Source organism: Microbulbifer maximicatervae (SeqCode) (genome assembly GCF_052467305.1).
Window position 1 is genome coordinate 390165 of the sequence record NZ_CP174306.1, and the last position, 16035, is coordinate 406199.

The 16035-nt window shown below is 53.4% G+C and carries 12 protein-coding genes; 8 read left to right on the forward strand and 4 right to left on the reverse strand.

The features are described from left to right. Positions 1 to 349: 349 nt before the first annotated feature. Both ACJJI4_RS01725 and nhaC read right to left on the reverse strand, forming a co-directional pair. On the reverse strand, positions 350 to 1396 hold the full coding sequence (locus ACJJI4_RS01725; RefSeq protein ID WP_444926844.1) for a DUF3549 family protein: 1047 nt from the start codon (positions 1394 to 1396) through the stop codon (positions 350 to 352). A gap of 19 nt (positions 1397 to 1415) precedes the next feature. Continuing rightward, positions 1416 to 2882 (reverse strand): Na+/H+ antiporter NhaC, encoded by a 1467-nt coding sequence (nhaC, locus tag ACJJI4_RS01730; protein ID WP_444928210.1) that lies wholly within the window; start codon positions 2880 to 2882, stop codon positions 1416 to 1418. 313 nt (positions 2883 to 3195) lie between these two features. On the opposite strand from nhaC, the gene ACJJI4_RS01735 reads away from it, so the two are divergent. The 6 genes from ACJJI4_RS01735 to ACJJI4_RS01760 all read left to right on the forward strand — a co-directional run bounded on the left by ACJJI4_RS01735 (position 3196) and on the right by ACJJI4_RS01760 (position 10531). Next, positions 3196 to 4365 carry a 1-acyl-sn-glycerol-3-phosphate acyltransferase gene (locus ACJJI4_RS01735; RefSeq protein ID WP_413664551.1) on the forward strand — a complete coding sequence of 390 codons (1170 nt, stop codon included), beginning with the start codon at positions 3196 to 3198 and terminating at the stop codon, positions 4363 to 4365. 92 nt (positions 4366 to 4457) lie between these two features. Further along, positions 4458 to 6593: an ATP-dependent DNA helicase DinG gene (gene dinG, locus ACJJI4_RS01740; protein WP_444926845.1), complete on the forward strand. Its 2136-nt coding sequence runs from the start codon at positions 4458 to 4460 to the stop codon at positions 6591 to 6593. A gap of 91 nt (positions 6594 to 6684) precedes the next feature. Then, positions 6685 to 7008, forward strand: coding sequence for a YqcC family protein (locus ACJJI4_RS01745; protein ID WP_282934088.1), 324 nt, complete (start codon positions 6685 to 6687; stop codon positions 7006 to 7008). 232 nt (positions 7009 to 7240) lie between these two features. After that, positions 7241 to 7924: an ATP-dependent zinc protease family protein gene (locus ACJJI4_RS01750; RefSeq protein WP_444926846.1), complete on the forward strand. Its 684-nt coding sequence runs from the start codon at positions 7241 to 7243 to the stop codon at positions 7922 to 7924. A 55-nt stretch (positions 7925 to 7979) separates the two neighbouring features. Beyond that, on the forward strand, positions 7980 to 9512 hold the full coding sequence (locus ACJJI4_RS01755) for an inactive transglutaminase family protein (RefSeq protein ID WP_444926847.1): 1533 nt from the start codon (positions 7980 to 7982) through the stop codon (positions 9510 to 9512). 8 nt (positions 9513 to 9520) lie between these two features. Next, complete coding sequence (locus tag ACJJI4_RS01760) at positions 9521 to 10531, forward strand: alpha-L-glutamate ligase-like protein (RefSeq protein ID WP_444926848.1); 1011 nt, start codon at positions 9521 to 9523, stop codon at positions 10529 to 10531. A gap of 25 nt (positions 10532 to 10556) precedes the next feature. Here ACJJI4_RS01760 and ACJJI4_RS01765 read toward each other — a convergent pair whose 3' ends face one another. After that, positions 10557 to 11720: an acyl-CoA desaturase gene (locus tag ACJJI4_RS01765; protein ID WP_444926849.1), complete on the reverse strand. Its 1164-nt coding sequence runs from the start codon at positions 11718 to 11720 to the stop codon at positions 10557 to 10559. Between the two features lie 483 nt (positions 11721 to 12203). Here ACJJI4_RS01765 and ACJJI4_RS01770 point away from each other — a divergent pair, with 483 nt between their 5' ends. After that, positions 12204 to 14243, forward strand: coding sequence for an ATP-binding protein (locus ACJJI4_RS01770; RefSeq protein WP_444926850.1), 2040 nt, complete (start codon positions 12204 to 12206; stop codon positions 14241 to 14243). Between the two features lie 58 nt (positions 14244 to 14301). On the opposite strand, the gene ACJJI4_RS01775 is transcribed toward ACJJI4_RS01770, so the two are convergent. Next, positions 14302 to 15105 carry an inositol monophosphatase family protein gene (locus ACJJI4_RS01775; RefSeq protein ID WP_282934081.1) on the reverse strand — a complete coding sequence of 268 codons (804 nt, stop codon included), beginning with the start codon at positions 15103 to 15105 and terminating at the stop codon, positions 14302 to 14304. Positions 15106 to 15240: 135 nt separating this feature from the next. Here ACJJI4_RS01775 and trmJ point away from each other — a divergent pair, with 135 nt between their 5' ends. Beyond that, positions 15241 to 16032 carry a tRNA (cytosine(32)/uridine(32)-2'-O)-methyltransferase TrmJ gene (gene trmJ, locus ACJJI4_RS01780; protein WP_444926851.1) on the forward strand — a complete coding sequence of 264 codons (792 nt, stop codon included), beginning with the start codon at positions 15241 to 15243 and terminating at the stop codon, positions 16030 to 16032. Positions 16033 to 16035 lie beyond the last annotated feature (3 nt).

Genomic DNA, 16035 nt, shown 5'->3' on the forward strand with positions numbered 1-16035 from the left:
TTGGGTTTAAATGTCTGTCAATGATCAAGTTATGAAAAGAGGTGCGCCAATTTATTTTAAAAAACTACTTAAATAAGGGTTTTTTTAAAAAATGTGGTTTGTGCTGACCATTTTTTGTGGTGAATTTCGGTTATTTAATCTACACGCTGAAACCGATCGCGCCAGTTTTGAGATGGGCTCTAAGAATTATTGTTGTTGCTGACAATGCCGCTTGATGGATTGGGAATTTTTTTTTGCGATGCAAAAAAAATGGTTTCACGAGTAAGAGTTTTTTCTGTTAAAAATTCTTACTCGTGAAAGTAGCTTTAATGGGCGAGGGGATACCAGCAGAGGTGTTATCAATAGGCCTTCAGTGTGTCGGTTTGGGTCCGTGCAAAAAGTTGCCAAAGGCTACTGCGAGACTTTCTTTTCTTGTCGGGTCACGGAGAGCACTCAATAGGGCGATTCGCACTTTCGGAATAAACATTAAGTCAGAAAGCAGCAAGTTAAAAGTCTGCTGGTCAGCGGCATCGGCCAGTTTGCCAACCCACTGTGCAGCCAGTTCCTGCTCTTCCAAATCTTGGACGCAGCGACTGCCTATTGCGGCCAAGACTTCTTTATTCTGGTTGCTGGCATCTTCAGCTAAAAGTGACTGTATAAATGCCTGTCGCAATCCTGTGGCTGGTGAGTGAGAGATACCCCTGATAGCAGCAGCGGCCACCGAGATATCCGGCGTGTTTGCGGTCAGTTCTTGCTCTGCTCGCTCAATAATGGCTGCTGCAAGACGGTGGTCGATCGGCTGGTTTTCCAGGCAATGGCAAATGTTAATAAAAACCGGAGCCGCGACTTTTCCAATCTGGCGCATTAGCAAAGTGCTTTCTTTTTCCCAGCGCACGGCCAAGTCGGCGATCCCTTGCAGCGCAAGGTTGTCCCAGCGGTGATTCTTCGGGTCGCCAAAATAGCGCAGGACAGACTCGTAATGTTCGCTGGGCTGGAGGCCCAGCAGAAGCGCTGTTTGGGAGTGGAATGTTGCCTGCCGCTCAGTTGACGGGGTAAACAGCAAGCCACTTTGCTGCAGCAGTTGGTCCAGCTGCGCTGCAGATTCAGAAGCGGGCCCCTGCTTGAGCTCCTGTGCCAGGGCGTGTAGCAACCCATCGCGGGCTTGCAGTTGCAGTTTGCCCTGCTCGTCCAGGGGGAAGCGCAGGAACCACACGATGGGCTCACCGCCCTCGTTGGGTTGGAGTAGCAGGCCTGTCCAGGCCTGGCGCAAGTAGGGGTGTGGCCAGGGAGCCTGGCCCGCTTCGAATGCCGCCGCAGTGGATTTTGAAACCGACTGCAAGCGCCGGCCCAGATCGAACCAGCGCAATTTAAAGTCAGCCTGCTCGATCAGGGCGCTTAGGGTACCGCTTTCACTCATAGGGGGTTTATCTTCTTCCTTAAGATGCCGCAGCCGCTACAGAAATGGGCTTCTGCTTAAAGTGCAACCAGCCATAGGCGATCGCCAGCAGTGGGCAGATAATATTGAATAGGGCAAAAGGCAAATACTCCCAGGTAGCAATACCCAGCGTTGCCGCCATAAAGGCACCACAAGTATTCCAGGGAATAAGCACAGAGGTGATGGTGCCGGAATCTTCGAGGGTGCGAGACAAGTTAAGCCCGTGTAGGCCCTTTTCCTTGAAGGCTTCGCGGAACATACGGCCCGGAATAATAATCGCCATGTACTGATCGCCTGCGGCCAGGTTCATTCCAAAGCAGGTGAATACGGTGGCAGTTACCAGGCCGCCCACTGTTTTAACCAGTGATAAAACTCCCTGGACGATGACCTGAAGGAATCCGGCCCGCTCCATAGCGCCGCCGAAGGCCATGGCGGAGGTGATCAGCCACACGGTGTTGAGCATGCTGCTCATACCGCCTTTGGACAGCAATGCAGCTACGTTCTCGTTGGTGGAAGTGGACTTATAGCCGTCGAACAGGCTGTACCAGGCGCCCTTCAGGGGGGCTAAAGCACCTTCACCGCCACCGAGGCGACGGGCGGCTTCCGGTTCGAAAATCAGTGCGATGGCACAGCCAACCAGGGAGCCAATGATCAATGTTGGGAAAGCGGGGACTTTGCGCCAAGCCATTGCTAGCAACAAGATCAAAGGTAGCAGGCTAACCAGGGAAATTTTGAACTCACTGCTAAGGGCGGTGAGCAATGATTCGATATCAGTTGCGGAGGCAGAACTGGCTTCAGAGGTAAAACCCAGGAAAGCAAAAACCGCCAGGGCGATCGCGAAGGCCGGGATCGCTGTGGACATCATATGGCGAATATGCTGGAACAGATCATTGGATGTTACCGCTGCGGCCACGTTGGTGGTGTCGGAGAGCGGAGACATCTTATCGCCGAAGTAGGCGCCAGAGATTACGGCTCCGGCAGTAACCTCGAGGGATAGGCCCAGAGCGCCGGCGATTCCCATCAGTGCCACACCCAAGGTGCCCGCTGTAGTCCAGCTGGAGCCAATACTTAGTCCTACTACGGCACAAATAATACAGCTGGCGGCGTAGAACCACTGTGGCGACAGAATCTGCACGCCGTAATAGATCATGGAAGGCACTGTGCCGGCCAGAATCCAGCTACCGATAAGTGCACCTACAGACAGCAGGATCAGAATAGCGCCAAATACCAGGCCAATGCCATGGAGCATCCCGCCTTCCATGTCGTTCCAGCTGTGTCCGTTCTTCATCCCCATTAGGGCCACAACGCAGGCGCAGAGCAGTAGCGCTATTTGATTGGGACCGTAGGAGGAGTCTGCACCGTAGAAATATACGGATAGTGACAACAGGGCGACGAGAATCCCGAGAGGGATCAGGGCGTCCGTTAAGCTGGGAGCGCGCGGCTCTGAGCTGGGGTTGGATTGAGACAAGGTGAACTCCTGCTTGACTGCGTGGCTAGCGCCGTATTCGTTATCGTTGTTTTGCCGTCGGCGGCGGTTAATAGCCTTATTCTCATAGCTTGGGGCGGTGAAGTCCACTTTGTATCATCGCACTATCGCTGTATTTTGGCGTTGACCTGGTCGTCGAAACCGGATTTATCACTGCGGTCAACTATCTGGTCGGGTCCAGTGCTGGCAGTTCGTCGACGCTTCCGGTATGTTCTGCGCCCAGTAGTCCCGGCTGATCCAGCCGCAAAATAAATAAGTGCGGGCCGTCTGAGGCAGGCCCGACAGGTAGTATTTCATGAGAGCAAGTGAGTTAGACCCCTCTCAATTCGAGGATATGCGCCCCTATCGCGATGATGAAGTGCGCGAGGTTATCAAAAGGCTAATTGCCGACCCGGAAATGTCCCATGCAGCGGCGCATTTCCTTGTCCCCAAACTGGCTCAGCTGGAGGGCGCCGTCGCCTGGCTGGTGCGTCAGTTTCTGCGCTTTGAACTCCGCAATGTTCGCAATGTGCGGGATCTTCAAGAGATTGTCGGCAAATATATGGAGAAGGTGATCAAGCGCACCACCTCCGGCCTGAGCATTTCTGGTCTGGATACCCTGCCCAGGGATCGCGCCTGCCTGTTTGTCAGCAATCACCGCGACATCGCTATGGACCCGGCGCTGATGATTCAAGCGATGTTCCGCGAAGGGCATGAGACCTCCCGGATTGCGATTGGAGACAACCTGCTCAGCAAGCAGTTTGCCAGCGACCTGATGAAGTTGAACAAGTGCTTCACCGTGGTGCGCAGCTCTGGCAGTCGTCGGGAAAAGCTGCAGGCAGCAACCCAGTTGTCCAATTACATCTATCACTCCATCGTCAATGATAACGAGCATGTTTGGATCGCACAGCGTTCCGGGCGCGCCAAAGATGGCCTGGATCGCACCAATCCAGCACTCTGCGCCATGTTCGCTATGACTAAGGACCGGGAAACTCCCTTTGCCGATTTTTGGCGCAAGTTGCATATTGTTCCGGTGTCTATTTCCTACGAATGGGACCCTTGTGATGCACAGAAGGCCAAGGAAATTTACGTTACCGAGCACAAGGACGAGTACAAGAAGGGTAAGAACGAAGACTTGGCCTCGATTGGTAAGGGCATTGTCGGTCACAAAGGCCGTGTACATGCCGCCTTCGGCACGCCGATTGAAGGTGATTTTAACGATGTAAACAGCCTGGCTGAAGAAATAGATCGCCAAGTTATCGGCAACTACACATTGCATCCATCCAATATGATTGCCTACGAGATGGTTTACGGTGAGGTTCCGCAATTACCGGTGGGATATCCGGCTAAAGCCTGGGACCCCGCTGCACATAAAGAAGAGCGGGAGAAGTTTGAAGCGCGCATGGCTCGGGTCGATGAGCGCTGGCGCGACAAGGCTATTCAGGCCTACGCCAATCCCGTGGTATCTCGCCTCGCCTATGAGTAAGGCCCACTGAGTTCAGAAGCTGGTGGGGAGAGGGCGCTTAGTGGATAATAGCGCCCCCTGCGCCAGCCACTTAGCGAATAGACCTCACCCCCGTGCTCAACGAAAAACACAAAAGCGCCATTCAGGGCGCCTATAGCCAATTCCTGTCCGGTCGAGGGCTGAAAGCCCGCTATGGGCAGAAGCTGATGGTAGCCGCCATTGCCCGCTCACTGGGTTCCATCACCCAGAATGCCAGTGGTGAGCGCGATAGCGACAAGACTGATGGTGAGCATATCTGTGTAGTTGAAGCGGGTACGGGCACCGGTAAAACCGTTGCTTACCTTCTCGCCTCTATTCCCCTGGCCCAAGCCCAGGACAAGACCCTGGTGATATCCACCGCCACGGTGGCCCTGCAGGAACAGATTATCCACAAGGACCTGCCAGAAGTTGCTCGTCACAGCGGGCTCAAATTTGAGTTTGCCCTGGCGAAGGGCCGTGGTCGCTATCTCTGCCTATCCAAGTTGGATCAACTCTTGTCCAGCTTTTCTACCTCCGGCACCGGCCTTTCCCTTGGTCTCTATGAAGATGAACTCCCGCAGGTGGAAGCGGAGAGTGTCGCTCTCTACCAGAAGATGACGGATAGCCTGACATCGGGTACCTGGGATGGCGATCGGGATAACTGGCCGGATACGATCGAGACGGATGATTGGAGTCGGGTTACCACTGACCATCGCCAGTGCAGTGGCCGCCGCTGCCCCCATGTCACCAATTGCAGCTTCTTCCGAGCGCGAGAGAGCTTGGGCAAGACACAGGTGATCGTTGCTAACCACGACCTGTTGCTGGCGGACCTGGCCCTGGGTGGTGGCGCGATTCTTCCGCCCCCGGAAGAGACTATCTATGTACTTGATGAAGCCCACCATCTACCGGAAAAGGCTCTCAATCATTTCTCTCACCACAGTCGCGTAGGGGCTTCCACCGGTTGGTTGGATCAAACCAATAAGGCCCTGGGGCAGATGCTGGGTGAGATTGGTGACGGCGCCCAGATCGACCGCTGCGGCGAGCAGCTGCCGGCGGTTCTCACCTCTGCCAAGCAGGGGTTGGAGCAGATGTGGCCGCTGATTGAAGAACTGTGTGAATTTGAAGATGAGCGGGGCAATACCATCCGCCATCGCTTTGAAGGTGGGGTAATCCCCGATTCCATGTCGCAGCTGGCGGAAAAGCTGCGGGAAGACTTTGATGAGTTGGAAAGCCTGCTCAGCAAGATGTTGCAGACCGCCCAACGCATGATGGAGGACGGCCACTCGCCGGTACCCCTGGCAGATCTGGAGCGCTGGTACCCCCAGTTGGGCAGTTGGCATGGGCGCGCTGAGGCCAATCTTCTGTTGTGGGCGAATTACGCCCGTGCCGATGCTGATGGCGCATTGCCCCAGGCGCGCTGGGTCACCCTGGTGGACTGGGGCGGCTCCACAGATTTTGAGGTTTGCAGCTCACCGATACTCGCAGGCAAAACCCTGGAGTACAGCTTGTGGCGCCGCTGTTACGGCGCGGTACTGACTTCGGCCACACTCACAGCTTTGGGGAAGTTTGATCGTTTGCAAATGCGTGCCGGTACTCCAGACAATGCCAGCTATCAGGTGGTGCCGAGTCCTTTCGATTTTTCCCGTGCAACACTGCAAGTGCCCCCGGAAGCTGTGGATGCGGGCAATGCAGAGCAACACACAGACGCCATTATCGATGCGTTGCCAGACCTGTTGAAAGGGGAGGGTGGCGCTCTGGTGCTGTTTTCCTCCCGGCGCCAGATGGAGACGGTTTACGAGGCGCTCCCTGGTACCTGGCGCAACCGAATCCTGATGCAGGGGCAGCAATCCCGCCAGCAGTTGCTGGATAGCCACCGTGAGATTATCGATGGCGGTGGCAGCAGTATCCTGTTCGGGCTTGCAAGTTTTGCCGAGGGATTGGACTTGCCTGGTGACTACTGCCGCCACGTGGTTATTGCGAAACTGCCTTTCGCGGTGCCCGATGATCCGATTGAGGCGGCGCTGGCGGAGTGGATTGAAGCTAAGGGCGGCAATCCATTTATGCAAATCACAGTGCCGGATGCAGCCCTAAAATTGGTGCAGGCCTGCGGGCGCTTACTGCGGGCAGAAGGGGACAGCGGCACAGTCACCTTGCTGGATCGCCGGGTGGTTACCCGTCGCTATGGTCAGGCAATACTCAATTCACTGCCGCCCTTTAATCGAAAAATTTAGAAAATCTTTGGTCGTATTTGCGCTGTTACTCAGATTGGGCAGGTGGCTATTGCGTATTATCACGGCTGTAAATGTGAAGGTTCTATGAGTTATGCAACCTATTTATTCTGAAATCGCTGATCAGCTCCTGTTCCTTGAATCCGAACTGCGCAGCCTGCAGGTTTGGCAGGATAATGCGCCACCCGCAGAAGCCCTGGCCAGCACCGAGCCATTTTGTGTGGATACTTTGACCTTGCCCCAGTGGCTTCAATTTATTTTTTTGCCGCGTATGCAGGTCCTGATTGAAGGGGAGATGCCCCTACCGGGCCAGTGTGGTATTGCTCCGGTTGCCGAAGAGTTCTTCAAGGGGCGGGATGATGCTGCGGCACTGCTGGCCATTTTGGAAACTATCGACCAGCGCCTGCAGCAGGGCTAACCGGCCTCTGATTCCATGAGCCTAGTGCTCCCAATCACTCTGGGCGGCATGTCACATTGTTAGTGTTGAGTCCCGCGACTCGGCGGACATCGCTGTGCAGTGGCCGCGCTCATGAGCTAATATCGACCTTTTGCCTGAGGCGGGGAGCAATTTCTCCGTCAGATAAGCGAACACCGCGCGTTTGTAGCGGTCCGAATGGCATTGCTAATGGGGCTTGAGGTAATTGGTCGGTATGCAGAGATTTTCCCTTCTGTGGTTAATGTTGACGCTTTCGGTGCTCGCCGGTTGTGAGTCACTGATGTATCCGGGGCGGGACAGGGCCGCTCAACCAGCGGAAGTTGCACCACCGGTAGAATCACCAGATTCTGCAATGCAGTGCCCAGAGCCTGCGGAAGTGATTTGTGCGGAACCGGAAGTGAAGGTTGTTGAGCGGGTAATCGAACGAACTGTAGAAAAAGTAGTCGAAGTGCCCGTTGCCAAAGATAAGTTGGTTTTGGGATCGGTAGAAGAAGTGGCCATAGAGCCTCCCGGCCTGATTCTGGAATCCGTTGTCGATACAGGTTCACCAACCTCTACACTGCGGGTCAGGAAGCTGACTCCGTTCGAGCGGGATGGCAGGGACTGGATCAGGTTCCAGATTGTTCAGTCGAGCAAAATGGACCCGGTCTCGGTAGAGCTGCCAATAAAACGCTATGTTCGAGTGGAGCGCCTGGGCTTTGATAATCAGCGCAGGCCGGTAGTGGAGCTTAACCTGACTGTTGGGCGAATAACCCACCAAGTCGAAGTTAACCTGACCGATGAGGGCGGCTCTGATTTATTGATGCTGCTGGGACGCAACTTCCTCAAAGATGCCGCTGTTGTCGATGTGAGCCGGCGCAATGTCCAGGGCCAACCCCAAATAGACGGGGTTAAATAGGCCAGTTATCCAATTGGGTTCCTAATTGGGACCTCAGAGTTACGGGGAATGGCGAATGTCGCCGCGTGTCCAAGTTTATGTAATTGCGGCGTTACTCGCATTGGTAGGAGCAGGCCTGACTGCCTATAAAAACCTCGAGTTGGGTTTTCCGCTGTTGCCGGGTGAGTACCGCACCGTGTGGACTATCGAAGCAAAAGTGGGCTTCGATGCCGATGGCGGCCCGGTAAAGGCCGCACTGACCCTCCCGCGCGAGCAGCGCAATATGGAAATACTGGGGGAGACCTTCAGCTCCTCTGGTTTTGGTTTCTATATCGCGAGAGAAGATGATGCCTATCGGGCCATTTGGTCTCGCCGGGCCGCAAGAGGCCCCCAATCTCTCTTCTATCAGCTGGATGTCTACCAGCGTCCCGGTGCTGCGCTGGCGCAGCCTCTGGATCTGAGCACTGAGATACAAAAACCCTTCTTGGGGGCCCGTGAGCAAGAAGCGGTGCGCTTGGCGATTTACTCCCTGGTTGAACAGGCCCGTGAGCGCTCTTCCGATGTGGAATCTCTAACTACCCAGTTACTATTCGAATTGAATGACGATGAAAATCAGGATCGCAACCTGATCTTCCGCCATTACGCCGATCGCTCTTTTGTGGATGTTGCCTTGCTTGTACTGGCCACAGCCGATATCCCCGCCCACCGTATTCGCGGCCTCTACCTGGAGGATGATCGACGTCGACTATCTCCAGAAGATCTGCTTGAGGTCTATGATGGCAAGCGTTGGATCGTGTTTGAACCCAGCAGTGGCCAGCCAGGTGTGCCGAAAAATTTCTTTATTTGGCAGCGCGGTGGTAAGAGTCTTTTGGATCTTGAGGGCGGTCGTAACTCTCAAGTGACTTTCTCTGTGATTGCCAATGATGTCCCAGCTCGCGATGTCTCTATGCGCAGCACCAAGGATGAGAAAGATGCGCTGGTGGATTTCTCGATCTACAGTTTGCCCATTGAGCAGCAGAGTATTTTCAAGCTGATCCTGCTGGTCCCTGTGGGGGCCCTGGTGGTGGTGGTGCTGCGTGTATTTGTGGGCCTGCGCACCTCCGGTACCTTTATGCCGGTACTTCTGGCAATTGCCTTTATCGAAACCCAGCTGATTACCGGTTTAGCCATTTTTACTTTGATCCTGATCCTCGGTCTTTGGGTGAGGTTTTATCTCAGTAGGCTCAATTTGCTATTGGTGTCGAGGATCGCCGCCGTCGTGGTGACGGTGGTGATAATAATGGGGGCAATCAGTGTGGTCAGCTATAAGCTGGGCATTGAGCAGGCTCTCACAGTGACATTCTTCCCGATGATTATCCTTGCCTGGACTATCGAGCGTATGTCGATTGTGTGGGAGGAGGATGGTCCCTACGAAGTGGTGGTGCAGTCCGGGGGTAGCTTATTAGTGGCGATACTGGCTTGGTGGGTAATGACCAACCGCTATATTGAGCATTGGACGTTCAACTTCCCCGAGTTACTGTTGGTATTGCTGGCCTTTATTCTGGTGGTGGGCAACTACACCGGATATCGACTCAGTGAGTTGATGCGTTTCCGTCCGCTGGTTCGCTAGGGGGCGTTATGCTGCAGTTTTCAGTTAAGCATATCTTCAATAAAGTTCGCGGCGGAGTGGTATCTCCGCTGACCCTGCGCCGCATGGGGGTGTTGGGAATGAACGCGCGTAATATTGACTATATTGCGCGCTATAACGACCGCAAAAAATATCCCATCGTTGACGACAAGCTAAACACTAAGCGCGCCGCTAAAAAAGCGGGAATTCCTGTGCCCGAGTTGATCGAGGCATTTGAAAGCCCTGCCAGCCGCAAGCGAGTTATGGAGGTGATTGACCCTCTATGGCAGTTTGTAATCAAGCCGGCACGGGGCTCCGGTGGTAAAGGTATTCTCGTTATTGCCGGTCGCAATGGTGACAAATATAAAAAGATATCCGGTGCTGAAATTGATGCGCTGGATATCTTGCGGCACGTGAGCAATATTCACAGCGGCCTATACAGTCTCGGTGGCAAACCCGACAGAGTGATGGTGGAGGCCCTGGTGGATTTTGACCCGGTCTTCGATCGCTACTCCGTTGAAGGTGTGCCTGATGTGCGGGTTATTGTTTTTCGCGGTTATCCGGTGATGGCCATGCTGCGCTGCTCAACCCACGCCTCAGATGGTAAAGCCAATTTGCACCAGGGCGCTGTAGGTGTAGGTATTGACCTGGCCACGGGCAAAAGTTGTCATGCGGTAATGCGCGGGTTGCGAATTGACCAACACCCGGATACTGAAGTGCCCTTCGATGCATTGCAGGTACCGGATTGGTACGAGCTGGTCCGCTTGGCGGCGAGCTGTTACGAAATGACCGGACTGGGTTATTTGGGCTGTGACATTGTACTGGATCGTGAACGTGGCCCGCTCTTACTCGAGGCCAATGCGCGTCCAGGGTTGGCAATCCAAGTTGCCAACGGTGTTGGCTTGCGCGAACGTTTGGGCTTTATCGAAAAATTTGATGAAGAAATGTTCAGGAAAAATGTGGATGAACGGGTGTCATTTTCCATGCGCAAATTTGCTGTGAGCAAATACGCAGAAGTGTAGGTTTGGGCTCCATTAGGGGGCCTGATTATAAAGCTTCCTTAGGTTTTTCTTCCTGGACGTGTTCCATCAGAGCTTGAAGTCGTTCTCCTTGCATTTTCAAACTGTACTCAAGTTCATTCGTCTTGGTTTGTATTTGGGTTAACTCCCATTTGTTGGGCTTTTCTCCATTTTTAGCCTTATAGCTTTTTAATTGCAATTGCTCCCATTTTTCCAGGGTATGAGTGAGCTGTAGAGCTTCACTTTTTAGGGCCTCTTCGACTCCCTTGGGCAGAGATCCGCTTTCCAGCTTCTTACGCGCCTTCTTAAACTGTAGGTCTAGCTTGGCTTTTTGAATTTTCACTGGAGAGGCTACTTTTAGGTTACGGGTAATACCGATCAGACTAAGAGCTTTAATGACCCACTTGGTTGGATCGTAATGAAACCAGTGAATGCCATTGCGATAATCGAGCTGAAAGGCGTGGTGGTAGTTGTGGTAACCCTCACCAAAAACAAAAAAATTAACAATTTTGTTGTCGCAAGCGGTCACATCATCCCGGTAGGGCTGGCTACCAAATCGATGGATGATCGAATTTACCATAAAAGTAGTGTGGTGACAGAAGGCAATTCGGAGTGCTCCTGCAAGTAAGAACATACCAATAATATCGCCGGTACAAATTCCCAGCAGGGTGAGAATCCCAAGATTCATGGTGGCGGTGATTGGAATGTAGTTATTGTGTTGCCACATCACAATTTTATCCCGCTTTAGGTCTTGTACATTCTCGAAGTTTTGGTGGCTGGTTGGATATTCATGCATCATCCATTCGATATGGGAAAACCAAAATCCGCGTTTGGCTGAGTAGGGGTCGCGGTTGTTGTCATCAACAAACTGGTGGTGGTGGCGATGATGATCGCACCACTTCAAAATAGAATCTTGTAGTGCTGCGGCTCCGAATAGTGCAAATAATAATCGTAGGGCCCAGTGAGCCTCATAACTTTTGTGGGACCAAAGGCGATGATATCCGGCGGTGATAGAAAGGCTGCACATTGCACCCATTACGGCGAATGCGAGCCACTGATACCAGTGATAACCAAAAATAAAGCCATATAGGGGTACAACAATAATTGCCAACAAACCTGTTATGGCAAATAGCAACGTGGGAGGCCAGAAGCGTTTTCTTTTGACAGTAGAGTTTATCGAGGTTGTGTTCATAGTGTGGTCCTCGGGTTTATGTATGCCCGGGAGAAATAAATCCTACCGGCCATATTCTGTGGTCCCGATTTTTCTCAGACCTGATAGCGATTTTTCCCCTAGTGTCTTTGCTGAGAATGCATTGTTTTGGTGCGGCGACCATATTTTGAGGTTCGCAATGGTTCGTAAATTTGCTGTGACACAATGGATGAAGGGTGATGCCGGTTAAAAACACCGTTTTTAAAGTTGGCATAAGGGTTGCATTAGTGATTGTGCGGGACAACGGACCCGCATTTCGGGAGAGTTTCTTAGGGTTATGGCAAACCATTAACACTGGGTGACTTCCCGTTTTCTCTCATCATCGCTGATTACGGCCCCGCATTGCGGGGCCTTTTTTTTGCCCGCACTTTGCGCAAAGCTCATAATGCTTTAGTTTAGGGTCTCCCGAGGCGTTCCCAAATTTCAGGGCCCCGGGGGAGAGGCTCTCTTTTATGGCAAGGATGCATGAGCCAGGTAACTAATGAGCTAATTTCGATAGTCGAGCCCTGTGTGTCAGAGTCACTAACCCCAAATCCGTCCAGCGCAGTGTTCCAGTTGGCAACCAGCGATGAGCTTTCCTCTTTGGATGCATCGCGCCTGCCTCGTCATAACGCCTGTTTGCAAGATTTGTTTTTAGATTCAGATTGTGGATTGTGGGAGTGGCATCCGGATTCCGGTGCCCAGCGTGCTCAGGGTGAAATTTGGCTCCTGTTTGCAGAAACTGCAGAACTTGCTTTGGCTTACCTTTGGACGGGTGATGAATTGCGTTCGGTTCATTCTGATGAGCGGGATCGAATTATCACTGTGCGACGTCGTCTTACTAACAAAGGTGGACACTTCGATACTACTTTTCGGGCCTACGACAGTCTCGGTCAGTTGCGCTGGTTACGATTGCGGGGACGCGCAATAAACCTCGAGGATGACAGTGGGTTTGTTGTGATTGGAAGTTGCGCTGACTTCACTGAAACCTTGGCCCAGCGCTACCTATCCAACCTGCCTGGCGAGCGCCCCTTACAAACACTGTCTGGAGTTGGCGATGGTTTATGGGAGTGGGATCTACGCGCAGATGAAATGGTACTTGATGATGCCTGCTGGGGGATTCTGGGTTACGAAGTGAGCCCGATACGCAGTATCGGTATTTCAGCCGCGGAGCAGTGGAAGGCTCGAATTTTAGCGGAGGACTTCCCTCGGGTTGAGCAGTCCATGCGGGATCATGTGCGCGAGGGGTTACCGCTCGATGTGGAATTTCGCATCTGGCGTTCGGATAGCAGTGTGGTTTGGGTTCGCTGCCGCGGCAAGGCCCAATTAAATAGTCGCGGTCAGCCCGTGCGGGTGTTGGGAGTTTTACAAGACGTCAGCCGCAGCCGGGAAAGACTTTCGCAAATGGAGCGGGAGCTGGAGTTGCAGAGGGAGGAAAATGCGCATCGGGCAGATTTATTATTTAGCCTGAGCCATGAATTACGCACGCCACTTAATGCAATTTTAGGTTACAGCCAAATTGTCGAATTAGATCAGAGTCTCAACGCAGACCAGCGTCAGCGCTTATCAGAAATTCGTCGAGCGGGGCAGCATTTATTGCATTTGGTTGGCGATGTATTGGAGCTGGCCAGAATCGACAGTAGGCGTTTGGGCCCCTCGATGGAATTAATTCGTCCGGCCGATTTGGTTGCAGAATGTAAACGTTTACTTGAGCCCCTGGCTGAGACCCGTCGCGTAAGTTTGGTGTTTGAGCCTCTCGGCTGGGAGTCCGCTTATATTTGTGCGGACCCAGTGCGCTATAAGCAAGTTGTATTGAACCTGGCGGGCAACGCGGTGAAATACAATCGTGAAAATGGCCGTGTCATTATTAATTTTACGCCACAGGCCGATGGCTGGTTGAGACTGAATATTTTGGATACCGGCAAGGGGATTGCCGCAGAGAGACGCAAAGAAGTTTTTGAGCCCTTTAACCGTTTGGGGGAGGAAAAAGGGCATATCGAGGGCACGGGTGTCGGTCTTGCAATTGCCAAGCGTCTGGCGGAGGCGATGGGGGGGCGGATCGATTTTGACAGTCAGGAAGGGCAGGGCTCAGTATTTTGGGTTGAATTCCCAATGGTTGATGCAGCGGAGTCTTTCCTGTCATTTGCAAGTTCTGTTGATGCCCCGTCAACATTACCCGATTGTAGATTGCTGCTAGTCGATAACCGTCCTGAAAGTGTGGCTCGGGTGGAAAAACTTTTGCAGGGGGCGCCGCAAGTACAGCTTTCTGTGGCCGCAGATGTTGTTGAGGCCATATTTATGGCGCGTACCGAAGCACCGGATGTGGTGTTGTTTCACAATACCTTACCGGGAATGTCGGTTGGGGATTTAGTAAGTATCCTCAAGCAGGATCAAGTCACTCAAAAAACCTGTTTGGTGGTTATGGGAGGAGAGGCTTCCTCGGGGGTGACAACCGCTTTGCCGGATAACTTTGATCGACCGCAGCTTGCGCGAGTTTTGATGGAGTGTTTAACGGGGAAGAGGTGAGTTGGACTTTTGGAATCAGCACCCCGGCATCTTATTCGCCGGAGTGCCGTTCAGGATTTTAGCGTATGTGCCCCATATGTTTGCCCACGATTTTCACCAGAGGCTTAAATACTTTCGGAGTGGCGCAGACCAGGTGGCCGGAGTCCAGGTAGTCTTCACCACCGCGGAAATCGCTGATCAGGCCGCCGGCTTCTTTGACCAATAGGGAGCCCGCTGCGATATCCCAGGTGTTCAGGTACATTTCCCAGAAGCCGTCGAATCGCCCGGCAGCAACATAGGCAAGATCCAGCGCTGCAGCGCCGGGGCGGCGGATTCCCGCAGTTTGCCCAGCGATATCTTTTAGGGCGGCCAGGTAGGCGTCGATGTTATCCAGCGGCAGGCCGTTGAAGGGAATGCCGGTGCCAATCAGAGAGCCGCGCATGCCCTGGCGTGAAGAGACGCGGATACGGCGGCCATTCAGGGCAGCGCCGCGACCGCGACTTGCGGTAAATTCTTCGCGTTTGATGGGGTCCAGTACGACTGCGTGCTCAATGCGGCCGCGATAGCGACAGGCGATAGAAACAGCGAACTGTGGGACGCCGTGGATAAAATTGGTGGTGCCATCGAGGGGATCGATAATCCACTCGTAATCGGGCTCTGCGCCCTCTTGCAGGCCGCTTTCTTCAGCGCGGATGCTGTGCTTGGGGTAGGCCTTGCGCAGGTGATAGATAATCTCCTGTTCGCTGGCCTTATCCACTTCAGTAACGAAATCGTTGCGCGTCTTTTCTTCGAATTTCATCAGGTCGCCGCGCTCCCAGGCCCGTTCGATCAGTTCTCCTGCCTTACGCGCCGCGCGCAGGGCAATATTTAGCATGGGTTCCATAACTATTCCGCACAAAGTGGTTAAAGGGGTTAAAAAGCAGGCCGCAGGTTAACTGCGACGGACGCGATTGTAGGGATTCCGATTGGTTTTTGCTACACTCGCGCGCCCCCATGACACCGATTTATTACTTTCAGTATGGCCAAGTCACCTTTAGACACGACTCCACTTGCCGCGCTCGACAATGTGCGCGTGGTTCTGGTTAACAGCGCACACCCCGGAAATATTGGTGGTGCGGCGCGCGCGCTCAAGAATATGGGCCTGAGTCAGCTGTACCTGGTAGCGCCTCGGGAATTTCCTGCAGCCAATGCTGTTTGGCGTGCAGCCGGGGCAGCTGAGTTGCTCGATAGCGCCGTTGTGGTGGATACCCTGGAAGAAGCCGTGGCTGATTGTGGTCTTGTTGTGGCCACCAGCGCTCGCGAGCGCCGAATCCCCTGGCCCCTGCTGACTCCGCGCCAGTGTGGAGAGCGCACAATCGCGGAGGCCGCGTCTCATCCGGTTGCTTTGGTGTTTGGCCGCGAGGATCGAGGGCTTACCAACGAAGAGTTACAGGCCTGTAACTACCATGTGCATATTCCTGCCAACCCGGAATACAGCTCCCTGAACCTGGCGACTGCAGTTCAGGTACTTGCCTACGAAGTGCGAATGGCGGCCTTGGAAGCAGAAAAAGGTGAGCCTGTGAATTACACCGATTGGGATCGCCCACCGGCCAAGGCCAGCGATATGGAGCTGTACTTCGATCACCTGCAGCAGGCGCTGGGCGAACTGGGTTTTATTGACCCGGATAACCCCCGTCAAACAATGACCCGCCTGCGCCGACTGTATAGTCGGGTGCGCCCCGACGATATGGAACTGGGTATCCTGCGCGGTATGTTGACCTCAATCCAGAATCACATTCATCGCTCTGGTGGTAAGGGGCGACCCGACTAGTTG